The organism is Neptunomonas japonica JAMM 1380 (genome assembly GCF_016592555.1).
GTDB lineage: Bacteria > Pseudomonadota > Gammaproteobacteria > Pseudomonadales > Balneatricaceae > Neptunomonas > Neptunomonas japonica_A.
On sequence record NZ_AP014546.1, the window covers coordinates 2,658,436 to 2,676,269 of the forward strand.

General features: G+C 42.7%; 19 protein-coding genes and 1 pseudogene. 6 read left to right on the forward strand and 14 right to left on the reverse strand.

The genetic code is table 11. The features are described 5' to 3' along the window. The first annotated feature begins 10 nt into the window (after positions 1-10). Complete coding sequence (gene folM, locus NEJAP_RS12420) at positions 11-736, forward strand: dihydromonapterin reductase (protein ID WP_201347541.1); 726 nt, start codon at positions 11-13, stop codon at positions 734-736. A 17-nt stretch (positions 737-753) separates the two neighbouring features. On the opposite strand, the gene NEJAP_RS12425 is transcribed toward folM, so the two are convergent. Then, positions 754-1,356: an MBL fold metallo-hydrolase gene (locus NEJAP_RS12425; protein WP_201347542.1), complete on the reverse strand. Its 603-nt coding sequence runs from the start codon at positions 1,354-1,356 to the stop codon at positions 754-756. Positions 1,357-1,586: 230 nt separating this feature from the next. Here NEJAP_RS12425 and NEJAP_RS12430 point away from each other — a divergent pair, with 230 nt between their 5' ends. From NEJAP_RS12430 to NEJAP_RS12440, 3 genes are all read left to right on the forward strand, one after another. Further along, positions 1,587-2,303 (forward strand): YebC/PmpR family DNA-binding transcriptional regulator, encoded by a 717-nt coding sequence (locus NEJAP_RS12430; RefSeq protein ID WP_201347543.1) that lies wholly within the window; start codon positions 1,587-1,589, stop codon positions 2,301-2,303. Positions 2,304-2,615: 312 nt separating this feature from the next. Further along, positions 2,616-3,812, forward strand: coding sequence for a L,D-transpeptidase family protein (locus tag NEJAP_RS12435; RefSeq protein ID WP_201347544.1), 1,197 nt, complete (start codon positions 2,616-2,618; stop codon positions 3,810-3,812). 91 nt (positions 3,813-3,903) lie between these two features. Further along, entirely contained in the window at positions 3,904-4,476 is a 573-nt protein-coding gene (locus NEJAP_RS12440; RefSeq protein ID WP_201347545.1) for a YcbK family protein, read from the forward strand. A 209-nt stretch (positions 4,477-4,685) separates the two neighbouring features. Here the strand turns inward: NEJAP_RS12440 and NEJAP_RS12445 are convergent, their stop codons facing one another. From NEJAP_RS12445 to NEJAP_RS12480, 8 genes are all read right to left on the reverse strand, one after another. Continuing rightward, complete coding sequence (locus tag NEJAP_RS12445; protein WP_201347546.1) at positions 4,686-5,156, reverse strand: hypothetical protein; 471 nt, start codon at positions 5,154-5,156, stop codon at positions 4,686-4,688. A gap of 262 nt (positions 5,157-5,418) precedes the next feature. Then, positions 5,419-6,093, reverse strand: coding sequence for a DUF2161 family putative PD-(D/E)XK-type phosphodiesterase (locus NEJAP_RS12450; RefSeq protein WP_201347547.1), 675 nt, complete (start codon positions 6,091-6,093; stop codon positions 5,419-5,421). An 88-nt stretch (positions 6,094-6,181) separates the two neighbouring features. Further along, entirely contained in the window at positions 6,182-6,580 is a 399-nt protein-coding gene (locus NEJAP_RS12455) for a VOC family protein (protein ID WP_201347548.1), read from the reverse strand. 90 nt (positions 6,581-6,670) lie between these two features. Beyond that, positions 6,671-7,831, reverse strand: a complete 1,161-nt coding sequence (locus NEJAP_RS12460; RefSeq protein ID WP_201347549.1) for a sterol desaturase family protein — start codon at positions 7,829-7,831, stop codon at positions 6,671-6,673. A 28-nt stretch (positions 7,832-7,859) separates the two neighbouring features. Beyond that, positions 7,860-8,855 (reverse strand): hypothetical protein, encoded by a 996-nt coding sequence (locus NEJAP_RS12465; protein WP_201347550.1) that lies wholly within the window; start codon positions 8,853-8,855, stop codon positions 7,860-7,862. Between the two features lie 79 nt (positions 8,856-8,934). Beyond that, positions 8,935-9,345, reverse strand: coding sequence for a hypothetical protein (locus NEJAP_RS12470; RefSeq protein WP_201347551.1), 411 nt, complete (start codon positions 9,343-9,345; stop codon positions 8,935-8,937). Positions 9,346-9,570: 225 nt separating this feature from the next. Then, positions 9,571-9,807, reverse strand: a complete 237-nt coding sequence (locus tag NEJAP_RS12475; protein WP_201347552.1) for a hexameric tyrosine-coordinated heme protein — start codon at positions 9,805-9,807, stop codon at positions 9,571-9,573. Positions 9,808-9,885: 78 nt separating this feature from the next. Beyond that, positions 9,886-10,299, reverse strand: coding sequence for a GFA family protein (locus NEJAP_RS12480; protein ID WP_201347553.1), 414 nt, complete (start codon positions 10,297-10,299; stop codon positions 9,886-9,888). Between the two features lie 144 nt (positions 10,300-10,443). On the opposite strand from NEJAP_RS12480, the pseudogene NEJAP_RS12485 reads away from it, so the two are divergent. Further along, positions 10,444-11,594, forward strand: a pseudogene (locus NEJAP_RS12485) (IS110 family transposase). A 436-nt stretch (positions 11,595-12,030) separates the two neighbouring features. Here NEJAP_RS12485 and NEJAP_RS12490 read toward each other — a convergent pair. Further along, entirely contained in the window at positions 12,031-12,465 is a 435-nt protein-coding gene (locus tag NEJAP_RS12490) for a hypothetical protein (RefSeq protein WP_201347554.1), read from the reverse strand. A 50-nt stretch (positions 12,466-12,515) separates the two neighbouring features. Here NEJAP_RS12490 and NEJAP_RS12495 point away from each other — a divergent pair, with 50 nt between their 5' ends. Beyond that, positions 12,516-13,559, forward strand: a complete 1,044-nt coding sequence (locus NEJAP_RS12495; protein WP_201347555.1) for an IS110 family transposase — start codon at positions 12,516-12,518, stop codon at positions 13,557-13,559. Between the two features lie 462 nt (positions 13,560-14,021). On the opposite strand, the gene NEJAP_RS12500 is transcribed toward NEJAP_RS12495, so the two are convergent. The 4 genes from NEJAP_RS12500 to NEJAP_RS12515 form a co-directional block, all read right to left on the reverse strand. Continuing rightward, a complete protein-coding gene (locus NEJAP_RS12500) occupies positions 14,022-14,915 on the reverse strand; it encodes a hypothetical protein (protein WP_201347556.1) in 894 nt (297 codons plus the stop codon). Between the two features lie 78 nt (positions 14,916-14,993). Continuing rightward, on the reverse strand, positions 14,994-15,698 hold the full coding sequence (locus tag NEJAP_RS12505) for a hypothetical protein (RefSeq protein WP_201347557.1): 705 nt from the start codon (positions 15,696-15,698) through the stop codon (positions 14,994-14,996). 103 nt (positions 15,699-15,801) lie between these two features. Beyond that, on the reverse strand, positions 15,802-16,458 hold the full coding sequence (locus NEJAP_RS12510; RefSeq protein ID WP_201347558.1) for a hypothetical protein: 657 nt from the start codon (positions 16,456-16,458) through the stop codon (positions 15,802-15,804). Positions 16,459-16,805: 347 nt separating this feature from the next. Beyond that, complete coding sequence (locus NEJAP_RS12515) at positions 16,806-17,825, reverse strand: LLM class flavin-dependent oxidoreductase (RefSeq protein WP_201347559.1); 1,020 nt, start codon at positions 17,823-17,825, stop codon at positions 16,806-16,808. Positions 17,826-17,834 lie beyond the last annotated feature (9 nt).

The window sequence follows — 17,834 nt, forward strand, 5'->3', positions numbered from 1 at the left end:
GGAAGCCTCTATGAGCGCCCCCATTATCATTACAGGTATCGGTAAACGGATTGGTTATGCATTAGCAAAATACCTACTCAACTCAGGATACCTTGTAATAGGCACCTACCGAACAGAATACGAGTCCATCGAAGAGCTGCGTCAACTCGGTGCAGAGCTACATTGCTGTGACTTTTATGATAATGCGCAGGTCACAGCATTCATCCACTCCATAAAAACTAATCACCCACGATTACGTGCGGTTATTCATAACGCATCCGACTGGCTACCTGACAGCAATTCTTTATCGCCTGCAACAACACTCGAAAGAATGATGCAAATTCACGTCAATACGCCTTACCAAATCAACTTAGCATTGATGGATAAGTTACAAGCCTACGCTGAGGACTCTTCTCTTAAAGAGTCTAGCGACATTATTCATTTTACCGATTATGTCGTTGATAAAGGTAGTAAAAAGCACATCGCTTATGCCGCAAGTAAAGCGGCCTTAGCAAATATGACTTTATCCTTTTCAGCACTATTAGCGCCTAAAGTAAAAGTTAACGCCATTGCACCGGCTATGATTATATTCAACACTGATGATAATGCCGAGTATCGAATAAAAACACTGAAAAAATCGCTAATGGAAATTGAACCCGGCGTACAAGAGATTATTGAAGCCGTTAACTACCTGCTACATAGCCGCTACGTAACAGGCAGAACACTGCATGTTGATGGCGGGCGCCATCTTAAATAGGAGCTGGGCCTGCTATCTTAAGATAAAGAAGCTACAAGCTCAGCCAAAGCCACATCACCGCCTCTGAAAATCGGCCAGCCATCTCCCGGTAACACCGCCGTTATCCCGCTGATAGTTGCCAACTGTTTTACCGAAGAAACAGCTTGGCTCTTATCCTGTAATTTTCCGTCCGGAAGAATACACAACGCCCCCCCTGAATGAGCTCTCACCAAATCACCCGTAATCAAGGTATCGCCTTCAACGACAAACGCCAACTCACCCTCTGTTTTTGAGCCTGAAACACTATAAATATCCAAGCCATCCAACAGCGTGCTTCCGGCACTCATCCATTGAGCACATTCAATAGGAAAGCTATCTTTCTCCGCTTCTGGTCCACATATCAGGGCTCCCGTTTTCGCAGCTAAAGCTTGCGCATCCCTAACATGGTCAGAGTTAGAGATGAGGATATGACTTATCTCACCCAACGACAGCAAATGCTGCTTATCATGTTCTGTTTGAGGTAGAGGATCAAAAACGATATTTCCCTGCGGCCGAACCCATAGATAACTGTGAAAATCGATATTTCGATCTTCATCAAAGACACTCCAGCAATAGAAGTTATTTTTATGAAGTGTTTTCATGATGTGTCTCCAAAAAGAGGGCTAATATCAATAATCCGAATAGTTCTACCATACTCTTATCTGTTATTTACTGACAATGAGCCATCAAAGATTAGCCTAATAGCGCTTTCCAGCCATGAATTAGCAGATAATGCTGACAACCTTATCTCATCTTTATCCTGATTCGCGGTTCCCTATATAATTACTTATCTGTAATATTTGTTTTTTAATACTTTTAATGGAACAGCGTAATGGGCAGAGCCTACCAAAACCGCAAAGAATCCATGGCTAAGACGTCAGATAATAAAGCCAAGATTTATAGTAAATATGGTCGTGAAATTTATGTATGTGCTAAAGCCGGTGGTACTGATCCGGACGGTAACCTAACACTACGTGGATTAATTGAACGCGCTAAAAAAGACCAAGTCCCAAGCCATGTAATTGACAAGGCTATCGACAAAGCAAAAGGCGGTGGTGGTGAAGACTTCTCCTCTGCTCGCTACGAAGGCTTTGGACCAGGTAACTGCATGGTTATTGTTGACTGCCTTACTGATAACCCAAACCGCACCTTTGGCGATGTGCGCAACTGCTTCACTAAAACCAAGAGCAAAATCGGCACATCGGGTAGTGTCAGCCACATGTTTGACCACAGTGCTATCTTGGTATTTAAAGGTGATGATGAAGAAGCAGCGCTAGAAGCACTCATGATGGCCGATGTTGATGTCTCTGACATCGAGTGCGAAGACGGAATTATTTCTGTATTTGCACCCCATACGGACTACTTCAAAGCCAAAAACGCACTGGCTGATGCCTTTGGTGAAATTGACTTTGACGTTGCTGAGATTCAGTTTGTACCTCAAAATACAGCGCCTATCGCTGAAGATGATATCCCCATGTTTGAGAAGTTCTTAGAGATGTTGAATGACTTAGACGATGTTCAGAATATTTTCCACAGCGCAGAACTGTAAACGCACTATCAACCCATGCTCTAACAGAGTATGGGTTACTCTCCCCCTTCTTCAGTCACGCTAGTTAAGCCCTGCCGTAAAACCATCTATCGACAAATGGAACGTATCAACACCTCCAGCACTCAAAGTTATTAAACCTTTAAAAATAAAAGCGATTAGTAAAAGAGCACAGAGGCAATTTTAGAGGGAAGTTAAAAATATTTAAGTAGGCTGTCGGTCTGGCAAAGTGTGCATCTCATCTAATCGGGTCTATCCTGAGTACTGTGTACAACGGGTATAGGGTCAAAACCCCTAAAGCAGATGGAAACAGCTATGTCGCAACACAAGCTTGTCGTAATTATATTATCGTTATCACTTATGAGCTGGCCCTTCATGGCCACAGCTAAGTCTTTTACTCACTTATCTGATGCATTGAGCTTTTATACAGACTTAGAAAACTCAGACCAGTGGAAGAAAATACCCAAAGGGCCTTCTATACGTGTGAATGACACCCATCCAAGTATCCCTTTACTACGCCAAAAACTGCAATTACTCGGCGATTTAGAGCCCGCTCTCGATACACCAGAGCACCCGGAACTATTTGACCAAGTGCTTGCTCAAGCTCTAACTAACTTCCAATCTCGACACGGCGCCGAAGCTGATGGCATTTTAGGCCCCCATACTCGGCGCTTGCTGAACACCTCGCCCGCTTTTCGCATCAAGCAACTGCAAATCAATGCCTCTCGCCAACAAAGCTTTGGTACGCCCGCGGCGCAACATTATATTCGGGTGAATATTCCAGAATTCAAACTGAGACTATATGACCAAGAACAAGTAACCCTAGAAATGAAAACGGTTGTGGGCCGCAAAAAAAGACAAACACCCGTATTTGATACCACCATAAGAACATTAGTCATCAACCCCTCTTGGAATGTCCCTAAAAGTATCGCCTTTAAAGATATATTGCCAAAATGGGAGCAAGACGATAATTTTTTGGACAGCCACAATCTACAAATTCGCTCCGGCTGGGGGCCTAATAGCAACGTTATTCCAGCAGAAAATGTTGTACCGTCGAGCATGTACCAAGGTGCTAATTATCTACGTTTTTTTGAACCACCCAGTAAACAAAACACACTAGGGCAGTTCAAGTTTCTATCACAAAGCCGCTATGCAATTTACCTTCATGACACCCCTGCCAAACACTTATTTAATCGAACACGACGCGATTACAGTTCTGGCTGCGTGCGCTTGGAGAGAGCACAGGATCTTGCTAGTGCACTTTTGTCACTTGCAAACCGTCCTGAAAAAACACGATTAAAGCAACTCGCTAAAACAGATAAGACACGTAATATAAACTTCGCTGAGCCTGTTCCTCTTTATGTTGTTTATTGGACAGCATGGTTGGATAAAGAAGGAACTCTGCACTTTAGAGATGACATCTATAAGCGTGATTTAAATGATCTTGCCAAGTTAAAAAGTGAAGAAAATCAATTAAGTGCCATCGACCAGCACATCGAACAACAAAACTAAAACAAAACAAATGGTCAATTAATATACAGATCGGCCGATATTAGGCATAATTGCGGCTTTTAAATTCAATAATGACCAGTTGAAGCGAAATATGCCAAATAAACACCAGCGCTCACATCATCAGTCTCGCCGATCCTTTTTACGCCAAATGGGCGGTCTTGGTGCCGGCCTAGCCATTTCTTCAACGGCACTGGGAAACATCCAAACACCACTATTTGATAAAACATTGAGGTTCCAGAACCTCCATACTGGTGAAGCACTCAAAACCACCTTCTACACAGGTGGTGACTATGTAACCGAGAGCCTAGACAATATTAATTACCTATTACGCGACCATCGTAATAACCAAATAGGCAACATGGATCCACAGCTGTTAACCCTATTACATGACTTAAAAAATATGCTGGGTACAGCAGATCCTTTTCACGTTATTTCTGGTTATCGCTCGGCCGAAACTAACGCGATGCTCAGCCAGCGCAGCAATAAAGTAGCCAAAAAGAGCTTACATATGCAGGGCAAAGCAATTGATATTCGCCTACCAGGCGTTGACACAAAACACCTACACCAAGCAGCTTTAGCACTACAAGGAGGCGGAGTTGGCCTTTATACTCGTAGCGATTTTGTCCACCTTGATGTAGGCCGCGTACGACAGTGGGGAAAATAAGCAGCAGGCGTTCGAGTTTACTCCATTAATTCCAACGCTGCTGTATGGCTTAATATTTATGACAACACCTTATTTGAAGAAACCAACTCAGCGTTAATTAAACACACCTACACCAAGTTGCTTTAACGCCAAAAGAGGCTGCGCAGGCCATTGGGCCCGCAGCAACTTTGCACACCTTGATATAGGCAAAGTAGTAACAACGTAAATGATTAACACTTGTCACTTGCCAACGTGCACATGTATTTAGTGGTCTTTTTCACTAGGCTGCACCACTTACCCGTTTTTTTCTTGCAGTAATCATCCTTAAAAGGGTCATCAACTTGGTGGCAACACTTGTTATTACTCAACGTCAAAAAACCAATCATTTTAGCCTGAGTAATCGCATTAGATGCAGCTAAGCCCACATCCTCACTAGTACGTGTGAATAGATCCCTGATAGTTATATCACCGGCATCGGTCACTAAGCATTTAAGAATTTCAAAGGTTTTTTCATCTGGCGATGCATTGCTAAGGCTTTCAAACAGTTCTTCATCTGAAACAATAGGCTTATTACACAAAGAACTACAACAGCCATCTTTTGTAAAAGCGTTTTTGACGTGATTACTCGCGGACTTTTCTTCGAGAATATTAACCCGAGCAAACAAGTTACCAATATCTCTGCCTATCTTATAGTTACTCATAATAACTCTCCCTTTTCTTACCCTTATGCATCGTAAGATAAGCAAAGGGTATAGATGCTGATTGAGCCTTTATCATCACTAGCATCGCCAGTTGAAAGGTACTCAAACCCATAAAGAGAAAGGCCCGATAACCTCTAGAGTACTCCCATCATTTCGTTTGTAAAATCACACCTCCCCCCCTGCGCAAGCTACAAGAGAGAGACTATCGTGTTATAACGGGGCGCTAACAAGGGAAGATGGCGTATAAAGCTAGGTTTGCCGTTCAGGATTGATTTGATTTTTTCTCCCAAAAAGGGATTTCTTGCTCCCCACGAGGAGAGAGTGCGTAAATACCTTGCGACTCCCTATCAAACCAACCATAAACATTTTTGTATAAAATATCTCGCGCTTTAGGTTCCTGAATACGCTGGGAAATTAGCGCAGCTTTTGTTGACCCGTGCTCCCTTAAAAATTGAGCAATGAGTAAAGCCTTTTGCCGATAAGCCGTTACGAGGCCTTTTCTTCTGTCTACGCCACCGAGGTTAGGATCACCTACTCGTCTTGAGAACTCACCTAACAAGCAGACTTTTCGCCGCTCTGACTTACGGGGCTTGTACTCACCTGGGTCAAGGAGCACCTTCACATAGCCCTCCTTTACTGGCTCTATCACCATAAGCCCTAAACCAAGCATACGCAGTAACTTAATAATTTTCTTACGTTTACGCTCTAGGCTACTACAACGATTAGGCACACCGATATAAACACTAGATGTTAACGAAAGCCGCTCAACGGCTTGGAGAATTACGCTAAGATTAAGCGATAACTTAAGCTCAACAATAACCGGAGGCTCTTCAGCACGTACGGCTAAGACATCGCAGTCGTGAACTTCCCCCTTCACTTCATAATTCTGAGAGGTTAAAAAGTGTTTTAATGGAAGGTAAAGATCCGACTCTTTCATACAATTCCTTATAAATTAACAGCACTATATTCAAGCCACTTCTTTAAGCTAATTACTAGCCTAAATTAACGAATCAAATAATCCTTTGCTATGATGCGGGCTGGTGAAACTCAATCACATTGTCATCTGGGTCACGTATAAAAATGAACGAGGCTCCCTCTGGGGTGACAATAGGCCCCTCTGTAATCGTGTAACTTATTGATTCCAAGTACGCCTGCGCTGTCGCAAGGTCTGTAACCTCCAACGCTATATGCGTAAAACCCGTATGTTTATCGGGCACATCCATCAGTACATTTTGTTTTTTTCCAGCAGAGGCATTTAAAATAAAGTTAATATTAACCCCCGAAGGATGCTCCATCACTGCAACAGGCTCAGGCCCTATTGGGCCAACGATAAACTCAAACCCAAGCTTTTCATAAAACCCACGAGCCACCTCTAAACTTGTTACCCTGAGCCCAACATGATTGATTCTTGTGATCTCTTTCATCGTAAAAACCTCTACGTTAATGAAGCGTAACAGCGAATTAAACTACTTTTAGTACTTAATAGATCAGTTGTTCAAAAAAAATTAACTCTATTATTGATGCGTTTCGCTTTTTCTTTTTTGAAACTGGCTAGTAACAGGGTATAGCGTTTGGCCAATAAAAGACTCCGGCAGCTTTTTAGTTGTACCATATTCTGCAGGCCAATGTTTCTTTGGCAAGTGCATCGTATTAAACAGCCAATCAAAAAGAATAGTGTGCGCTGAATAATTGGTATCAATAGCCGGTTTCTCCGAACTGTGGTGCCAATGATGGAATTGAGGCGTCACAATAATGTACTTCAAATAGCCAAATGGCAGGTTAGTATTACAGTGAATAAGCACGGCTTGTAATGCCGCAAAGGCTACATAAATATTCAACGCGGTTTCATCAACACCTAGCAAGTAAAGCGGTACCATCACCATGGCTCGCTCTGAAAACACTTGGATAAAATGCCCACGAGAACCTGCCAACCAGTCTAAATTTTCAACTGAATGGTGCACGGCATGAATTGGCCACAACCATTTAACCTCATGATACAAGCGGTGCTCCCAATACAGTACAAAATCAGCACTCAATACCACCAGCAAGAACTGAAGCAGTATCGGCATTGACTGTATGCTTTCTTGAAGCGAAGTACTCAAGGCCCAATCAAAATGGCTGACATGGTAGTTTGCATAAACCAACACCGCCGAAATGGCTAAATGATTAAAGCAAAAATAGAAAAGATCTAAGCCCCAACCGCTGCGCAGAATCACTTGGTTCTTATACTTGGGCCATAGTTTTTCAAGCGCCAGGAATATAAAAACAGAGCCTAGGAATGCCAGTATTAGCCAGTCCACACCTAACGATAAACGCTTAGCTTCTACCGGGCCAACAGGTACAGTGTAACCCCCGAGCAAAAACGCACAGCTTGTTAAAGCGATCCCAACAGCCCCCATAAGGCGGTATCTCTTGAGATAAAAAGTGATAAACCCAAATAACAAAGAAAAGTACATTCCATACTTCAATACATTTTGCAGTACAGCAGCATCATATACATTGCGTAATTCGTTAGTGGTTAAATAAGAAGGAAATAGATAAGCAATAACCGCTAAAAGACTCAATGCCCCAAGAAACACCGAGCAGTAGCCGCTGATCTTTCCTTCGCCAAGTCGAAACTGCTTATCGGCATCGAGCTCAACGTGACGGTCTCGATAGGTATAATTTTTATCCATGGTATATCCAGTTTAATCTCTGTTGATGCTAGTGAGTCTTAGGAACATAGCGCTGCACACTCAAAGGCAGGAGCCCTAATAACCCCTCTCGAATTAAGTGCCAATATACTGACAAGACCAATAGCGCACTGCCTATAAAAATGCCGGTTAGTGCGAAGCTTAGACCAACGCCCCCAATTTCGTTAAAAATAGCAGTAATCGCGTATATAACATAAGCCAATGACGACACCATGAAGGCACGACGATCTACTATTATAGATAACAATGTCATGAAGATATAAAGCGCTACCACAACCAGCATATTGCTGAGGTCTTCATTACCTTCAAATATATCTAGCCCTGTAAAAACAGGGTGAATAATCAAAGGCGCTGCTAATAAATGCAGCCAAAACGCCACATCCGATTTACGTGTAGTACGCGTAATATCAGAAGAGTCCCAATACATCGCAAAGCTAAAAATAACGATGCCACATAAAAAGAAGGCAAATAACATATATGCCTTAGTATCGGGGAACAAACTCAGCACGATAGAAACAATGAGCGTTGTTAACGCTGCCGTAGTTGCCGCAATAGTGATGGGCACACCAAAACGCTTCCAATGTAACCATGCGGCAAAGGCCGACACGGTAGAAGCAATAATGAACGCAAGCTCAGCGGGATCATCAAACAAGCTCAAGCAGAAGCTAAATACACCGCCAATAAATGACAACAGCAAAGCAATTGAAGGCAAAGCCATCTTTCTTTTGAGGGTAAAAACCTCAGCTAGCAGCCACGATAGCAAAGCAAAAATAAGGCCACCTACCCCATCGCTGATACCTTCACCAACCCATAGCGAAGAAAATAACAGCAAGGCGCAAGCAATCACGACAAAGATATCGTTAAAACTACTCACTAAACGAAAATTTTCTTCATCCACAAAGTGCGTCTTTTTAGCGCTTTCTAGCTGTGCCCTAAACTCGTCAACCGCATCTGTTGTAAATATTCCCTTTTTAACTGCAAAATTAAGATCTTCGTTTGTATACATACCTACCCTTAAAAGCGAGCTCTGAAAAAGAGCATCCTAGCAAAACAATGGCCATAGATAACATCCGTAGCCACAATATTTAATCATGATTTTTATAGTCATTTTTCATAGCCTTTATCTGCTTTTTTTCGGCTGCCGTTAACGCTTTGTATAAGCGAGGATATGACCAGCCATACCCCCATCTAAATGATGCAGGAAAGTAAGGGCTTCCTCCAACACGAACACCCGCTAACATCAGGTTTGCGATTTTCGGCTTACCTACTTTAGCAACACACTGCTGCAACTGCTGATCTGCGATGCGCCTTTCATCGTACGAGCCCCCTTGCCAATAAGAATAATCATGCGCAGTACAGCAAGATAACCATAATTCATTTTGTGCAAACGTCCCGTCTGGGAAGGCACTGCACCCGTCAGAAGTGAAAGGCTTTATATTCTCAGCACTCGCTACGGCTGAAACAAGCAGAAGGAAACAGACAATAACTACACGCATAATTTATATATCACCGATAGAGTTCTTATCTCAGCAGCACATTTAGTGCATGCAGTAAAGATTCACCAGAACCAGCGGCGTTGCTTATTAGAACTATTAAGCAAATTGTTGCCAGAATATAATATGATTCAAAAAAACAGGGCAACATAGATATACTATGCCCCCATTTTTAACCTCACCAATCGATGGGGTAGATATTCATAAAGCACGCAGCTTTAGGTGGCTCTATTTACGCCAATAGTTATTGGCAGCAGCGATGGTAGCAAACTCAGTTGCTACAACCTGGCCAATGCTAATAAGCATGGCTGGGTCATTGGCATAAACACCGCGCATTTTATTGCGAGCCTCTTCGTCGGGTTGCGTCGCTTTAATAATGAGCCTTGACAATTTTACTGCCAAAGCACGGCCCTCTTCAGGCGTTTCAGTCATTAATGTGTTATTAGGAATTAGAGTAGTGGTCATAGCTGTCCTTTGATCAAAGTAAATTTTGTAAATGATAGTTGAATATTCTGATGCCTGACGCAATGCTCAGTTAGCTACTTACTCACCACCTTCAAAATGCGCAAAGACTTCGGGCCCCGTCATATTTTGAGTTTCATTTTTAAAATCGTAATAGTCGGGTTTTTCATCGATGAATATTTGATGAGTTAGTTTGTAGGTGTCTTCGCTGGACAGTAAGCCAACAGGAAGGTGGTACTGGTTATTCGGCTTCAGATAGTAAAACAGGTGCGTCCCGCATTTACCGCAAAATCCCCTTTCAGCCCATTCTGATGATGGATACCTAACAACACTTGTTTCATCTGAAATTTTTACCGAATCAGCGCAGTCAATGGCTAACATCGGGCCACCCGACCAATTTCTGCACATACTGCAATGACAAGCTGCTAATTCGCTACTAGCGTACTCTACTTCCAATTCAACAGAGCCACACAAGCACTTACCTTTACCCTTCATAGATCCTCCGATTTATGTAACGTACGTACAACTCAATATCAGCTAGACATAATGACTCCCACGAGGTGCTGACCTCCATTTTCGTGGGTTAGCTGTAAGCCAGAGCCATACTGTATCTGTTACCAATACACGCTGGAGGTCAGCATGATTAACAGTAGCATAATTTTTATTGGCTTAGACACTCACAAAGAATTTGTGGAGGTCGCCTATATTGAAGATGATCGCAACGCTAAGGTCACTCATTTAGGTCAGGTTCCTAACAGCAAACTGTCTATTAAAAAAATGGTGCGCCAATTTCAATCTAAATACCCTAAAGACACACTTCATTTTGTTTATGAAGCCGGCCCCTGCGGTTACTGGGTCTATCGATTACTCACGAGTCTCGGCCACCCTTGTTATGTGGTGGCACCCTCGCTTATTCCCAAGAAGCCGGGTGAACGGATTAAAACAGATAAGCGTGATGCGATGAAGCTCGCTCAGCTCCTACGTTCTGGGGATGATCCTATTTATGTGCCCGAACCCGAAGATGAAGCAATACGTGATTTATCCCGGGCACGCGAAACCGCGATGAAGGACCTTAAAGATGCTAAATACCAACTCAAAGCGTTATTACTGCGTAACAATATCAAACCGACAGTCACAGATAATTGGTCGCAAAAACATCTGCGTTGGTTAACAGAATTAGTGTTGCCCTATCCCAGCCAACAGATTGTTCTGCAAGAGTACATACAGACAGTCAATGAGCGAGTTAAACGCTTAGAGCGACTCGATAATGAGTTGATTCATCATGTAAAAACTGGCGCTATTACCCCGTTGTTAAAGCGGTACAAACAATGCGAGGGGTTCGGTTATTAGTGGCGGTTGGAGTCATTGCCGAACTAGGAGACCTCACCCGTTTTGATCATCCCCGTAAACTCATGAGCTACCTTGGTTTAGTGCCTAGCGAACATTCCAGTGGCGGGCATAAACGCCAAGACAATATTACTAAATGCGGGAATGGACGAGCCAGGCGTTTGTTGATTGAAGGCGCTCATAGTTACCACTATAGCGCGAACATATCGACGGAACTACAAAAGCGGCAAGAGTCGCTGAGTAAAGAAATCGTTGATATAGGTTGGCAAGCACAGTTACGTTTATGTAGACGCTACCAGCGATTGATGAAACGAGGTAAACACTACAATGTCGTGGTCACGGCCATTGCGCGAGAGATGATTGCATATATCTGGGTTATTGCCAGAGAAGCCGTGCTCTCACCGGTTAACCCAAGTAATCGTTTATCACGGGTGCCTGCATAATGATCAGTTTTGAGTTAGTGCATCGGATCGGGCCACGGCAGTGGCATAAGCTCCGACGGCGTTAGGCAGGCAACTACGTGAGTCGTTGATCCTCGAACATAGACTGAAGATCGGTGCCACGACGCCTCCTCATTCAAGAAAGTAGTAAGGTAGGCGCTGCTCATTGCAGAATGAGTAATCCACGAATACCAGCATGAAAACCGACGACATTACCGGCCTCATTCGATTTGCTAACTCATCCTATTTTGAGAAAAAGGCTTTAAATAAAAAGCAGATATTAGTGTGGGTGAACTTGACAGTGGGAGTCATACCAACGCCTCGTTAAGAGGCGAATAATATGTTGGCTAAAATAAGCGACGCAGGAGCAAAAGCCAACTGTTATTTGTCCTGCTTTAACGACTTGTTAGGCTTTTGTAAAACACCTAGCCTGATTGGTTTAGTTGCTTACCTTATAAAAAGAAAACAACAAAAAGACTAGAAGATAGCATACAAAAAAGGTTAAAAGCTCTTGAGTATATGAAAAGACATTAAGCAGAGCACTACCCCGATGACCATTAGGTTTCCCCATAGTTGATAGTGCTGAGTAAGCAAAGTAAAAATATAAAGTAGCGATAATTGTTGAAACACCAGCACCAATATATAAATATTTGAATGTAAGAAGAAAAGAGCCTACGAGAATCACTAATGGTATTATTATAAAAATAAAAACAATTATCATGTGCCAACCTATCCTTGGTAAAATAAAAAAGCCTAACGCCCAATTAACAGGCAAAAAATAGTTGGTTAAAATAAGCGACGAAGGAGCAAAAACCAACTGTTTTTTGTCCTTGTTGAATTGCTTGATACTTATTGAGCCTTCTCCCCCAGCCACCGCAGTCGCGATAAGCTGGAAGGCAACCAAACCAAAAAAGGAGAAGACCCATGAATTTCTACAATACCACTCATCTCCATTATTGTGGAATCGATTTACATGCCCGATCTCTTTACGTCTGTATCATTGACCAAGAGGGTAAAACGCTGCTGCATAAAGAGATAGCCGCCAACCCCGAAACACTTTACCAGCTGATTCAACCCTATCTTGACGACCTCGTTATAGGTGTCGAATGTATGCATTGCTGGTATTGGCTGGCCGACTTTTGTGAAGATCACGGTATTCACTTTATTCTGGGTCATGCGTTATATATGAAAGCCATACATGGCGGTAAAACCAAGAATGATCGGATCGATTCTTACAAAATTGCCAAATTAATGCGGGGCGGTAACTTTCCGTTAGCTTATGTATATCCACGAGCGATGCGGGCTACACGTGATTTACTAAGACGACGCACACATATTGTTCGCCATGGCGCTGACCTAAAAGCCCATATCGTGAATACGACGAGCCAATACAACCTACCACCGAATAAAGTTAACTTGAAAAATGTGTGTGCGCGTGAACAACTCAAATCGACGTTTGAGAATCCTGAAGCACAACGCAACATCGATTTAGACCTCAATATACTGGAATGCTATCACCGCGAACTCAGCAAGCTCGAATGGCATCTGGAACAACAGGCTAAACATCATAACCCGGTCTGTTTCACCTTACTCAGAAGCATACCGGGTGTAGGCCGTATTTTGGCGCTAACCATCTTGTATGAGATTGGTGAGATTCAACGCTTTGAGTCGGTACAAAACTTTGCGTCGTACTCTCGACTGGTAAAATGCAAAGCCGAGTCTGCGGGAAAAACCTATGGTACGCAGGGTAATAAGATAGGTAATGCGCATTTAAAATGGGCTTTCTCTGAAGCCGCCGTTCTCTTTTTACGCGGTAACCCAGACGCTCAAAAATACTTACAACGGCTCCAGAAACGGATGAGTAAAGCCAAAGCCTTATCGGCACTAGCCCATAAACTTGGGAGTGCGGTGTATTTTATGCTGAAGCAGGAGAAAGTCTTCGATGAGCATCGGTTTTTAGTGGGTTAGTCACGCAACAAGGTGAGCTGAACGTCTAACTGGATCGCACCGGAGAGTGCTGAGTATCTACGTGTGTTAACTGATGCTCGACATCTAAAAAGATACTCTACTCCTACTCATGAAGCTCCTTTGCCTTGATTAGACACCTTGTTGGCGTGCATTAGTGTCATTAGCAAATGCGCTTACACCTGAGCTGAGCCTGAAACTAACTGGAGTTACAGCCCGTCTTTTGAATAGGACAGCCACAGGTTAACCGATGAATGTCTAGTGCCCCTGAATTGCTAAAGGACTGGTAATCAGGCAGCGGTAAACGCCGCAATAAGAGAGCCTCTATATGTGTTTGCTGTAAGTGTATTTAACAGCCGACAAAGACAGATGAAGTGAACGGTCTTGCTAATGGTTTTATAATTGGCCACTAACGCGGCCGATAAGAACTACTTCGACCTATTTACTTGAGAAGGCTCATATGTGTTAGGGCACAATTGCCGCCAACGCAGGTAAAAACGGCGCTACAACAGGCCCGTAGACTTGAAAATGATCTGATAATACCGACATAAATTTATTGTAATTTTCTTTAAAGCCAACACTCCCTTGAGTGTCTCTCATTTCTTCAACTGCACCAACAATTTCGTCTTTAGACTCTTTTGAATCATTTACTTGCACAAGTGCATGCAGTAGTTCATTTAATACTTCATTGTGTTCATTATTTATCGCGTGCTGTTTTACATTGGTACTACCCGTTGCAAGATTCTGAACGTTACCAGAGATATGCATGTGAAAAATCTGTTGAACTTTATCTTCTGCCACAGGCTTTGAATTAAGTGGAGCATCTCCAGCTGCAGGGTCTTCTGATTCTATTTCTAACACAAAGTTTAATATCCTATTTCTAATTACATCGAGCACACCAACAAGTGCATTTACAGGGATAACTTTCCACGCTTGCATGCAGTTATAGCCTTGATACATTTTAGTACCAAAGTGTGCGGTAACATTAGCAGGCCAAGGCTCTTGGACTGTACCCCCATCTGAATCATTTATTAGAGATTCAAGAGAAGATATAGGTTGCACCATATAGGTGGTATAAAGGTTTTCTCGATATTCTTTAGGTATGCAGTTACTTGGTATTTCAGCATTGTTAATTGCGGCACCAAAACCACCTGAGAAATGACCTTTACAGCTAACCGACATAATCCTGTACTCAGGCATATCCTTTACATCAGCGTAACCATTTAATTCAGAATCAACCCAAGATTTAAACTCTGAACTTCCTAACCTTGCAGCTAGTATCTTACACTTTCTAAGTAATGTACCAATTGACTCATTTGCATCAACAGCCGAATCCTGAATTTCTCTCAAAAGTGACATACTTACTCCATGTGCCCTAACGTTTAAGCTAACCGGCCGCGCTTTAGCGCGGTCGGGTTTAGTGAATTGTTATGCAACTTATTGCAAATAATAATCTAAAGACCTTATACACTTCAGTAGATTACAGCCGTAAATTTCATTTTTTTCGGTGCAGCCTCCACTTACAAGGCTTACAACTTTACCGTCCTCTCCAATAATTGGAGCGCCACTACACCCCTGAAACATTTTATGTCCAGGATGATCTTCTGGTAATTTAAAAACTAGCATGTCATTTTCCACTCTATCGAACTTCAATCCATGATAAATGTGTTGAGTGGCTTCAAAAGCGTTTTGATCAGGAATAGCTGTTGGGAGGATATCTCCAGAAAAACCATAATATATATCTTTGTTTGGCTCGCTAATGTCATCCATCGCAAATATAGGCCTTTCTCTGGACTCTAAAATTTCACCTTTCCAATTAATATTTTGATAGGAACTTGTAAAATCTAGGCGAACCGGGTGAAAAGAAAACTCCACATTTTCTATTTCTGTTTTATCTGAAGAATAGTCAGCAAAATAACTAAACTCATTTAAGAATAGGGCCTCAAATTTTTGTACTTCTTCGTTGTATTTTATTTGAGCACTCCAGTTAGATGAATTTTGAGTAACATGGAATACGGTTAATAAAAAGCGTTGGCCTTTCAAATCAAGAAGACAGCCAGAACCGATACCGCAAGGCATGTCGTTATCTTCATGTTTTCTGAGTTGAACGCTAGAGTATTTTATTAGATCTTGCCAGTTCATAATTTTGGTGCATAACGCCGCATTAAGCGGACTAAAATTGTTGGTTATAATGTGAAGCGAAGCGGAATCTAACCAACTGTTTTAGTTCCGTTTAAATGCCTTGTTAGGGCCTATTACCTGGCTTATTATCTCTTTTTTTTCTTGGCTTAGGTGTCGGAGTATATTCAAGTCCATTTACATCAACAGTAAGCCCGCTTAATTTACTGCTAGCTACGCCTTTAATAAAGTCAGAACGCCTGTCTCCATGCTTACAAGATAAGACTAATTCAAGGAAATAATCATCAAGCCTCATTCTTGTTTTTCCCCAAGTTTTGGTGCTTGGAGTACCTACTCTTATAGTTGGTACCGCACCTGCTATCTGAGGAGCTTCTAGTACTATATAATCGTTTGTATAGCGAGACATCTTCTCACATTGCTCACGAAGTCGTGTTATTTCTGTTTTTGGCATCCCATCAACAGTATCATTTTTGGCTTGTGATAATATGGCTTTGCTAATTGGTTCATCTACATTTTCACTTTTAAAAACAATTGCGAAATCTGCACCATATAAGCTTTCAGCACTCCCTGGTCCACGGTCAGCTACAATAGTAGACGAAAAATCTATAGAGCCATTACCATCACCAAAATCCAACACTCCATCTAAGCGTCCAATAAGCGCATCAACATATGCACTTTCATGTGCATATCTAACCCTATTTAATCGACTACAAGCATCTGAAAAATATTGTTTAACTCTTTTTTCTACTTCTGCATTATCCATAATATTCCATTGAGCCCTAACAGCCCGTTTAAGAGGCCGTTGGCCTCATAACAGTTATTAGAGGGCCGGCACGAAAAAATGAACTATTTAAAAAAAGAGAATTAACGTTATGATTTGAAGACATTTTTAGTTTCCTTGTCATAAAGCATAAATCCATTAGTGTTGCCATTGGCCTCATAACATATGAAAAAAGGGCAAACATTGCCATACTGTATATAAAAACAGTATCAACTCTCATACTTTCAGGCACTCATTTGCTGTAAACAGGCCGTGATATTCGTACCACTCAAATCTATACGCATGTTATCGGTCAGCATTTTGCGGGCACTTTCAGCCCGCTCGATGAATTAGCCCAATAATGCTTTTGCCAACAGCTCAAAGCTACGCTTTCTTGATTCAAAATCGTGCGTCACCGTGACTAAACCTATCTCATCTGTTTGCCAATATTCAGAGATTTGCTCAAGCTGGCTGGCGCATTCTTGTGGGGAGCCAAGGGCTACAGAGTTAATTAGGCTCTGGTAATAGCTCTGGTCTGATACGGGCAACTGTTTTAACTTGTTTATTGCTTCTTCTGGGCTTAACCAAGGGTTACGCATACCATGGCGAAAGGCCATGACTTTCCAATAGGCTTGTGGTGCGGCAAGGTAGAGTGCCTCTTCTCGTGTGGGAGCACATAATGCCGAGATGGTAATCATGGTGCGTGGTGTTCCGTCATGCCCGGATTGTCGATAAGCGTTTTTATATTCATCCATAATCGCGATGGTTTGGTCATCTGGGCTGATAAACAACCCAAGTGACATACTAAAACCCATCTGCCCGGCAAAGGCGGCACTGCCACCACTGGTGCCTAGCATCCAGAGCTCTGGGCACGGCTCATCGCTTGGCATCACTTTTAGATCATTAAACGCATGGTTTGTAGGAAAGTCGCCTCGCAAAAAGCTGCTCAACAGTTGCGTTTGTTCTGCGTAGCGCTCACCGTGTGTTGGCTTATAAGGGTACGCCAGTGCTTGGCTGGCTATGCCATCTCCGCCGGGGGCTCGGCCAATGCCTAGATCAATCCTTCCTGGGAAGAGTGTTTCTAGCATTCTAAATTGCTCAGCCACCTTGTAAGGGTTATGGTTAGCCAGCATAACCCCCCCGCTACCCACCCGAATATTTTTGGTAATGCTGGCAATATGGCTGATTAATACTTCAGGGCATGGTCCGGCAAAACTGTTGCTGTTGTGGTGCTCTGCTAGCCAGTATCGGTGATAGCCTAACTGGTCACACGCTTGTGCTAACTGCGCTGATAGATGCGGGGCGAGCTCAGGCCCACCTGTCCCAAGCTGTACGGGAGATTGATCTACAACGGTGAGTTTAAAAGTCATCTATTTATG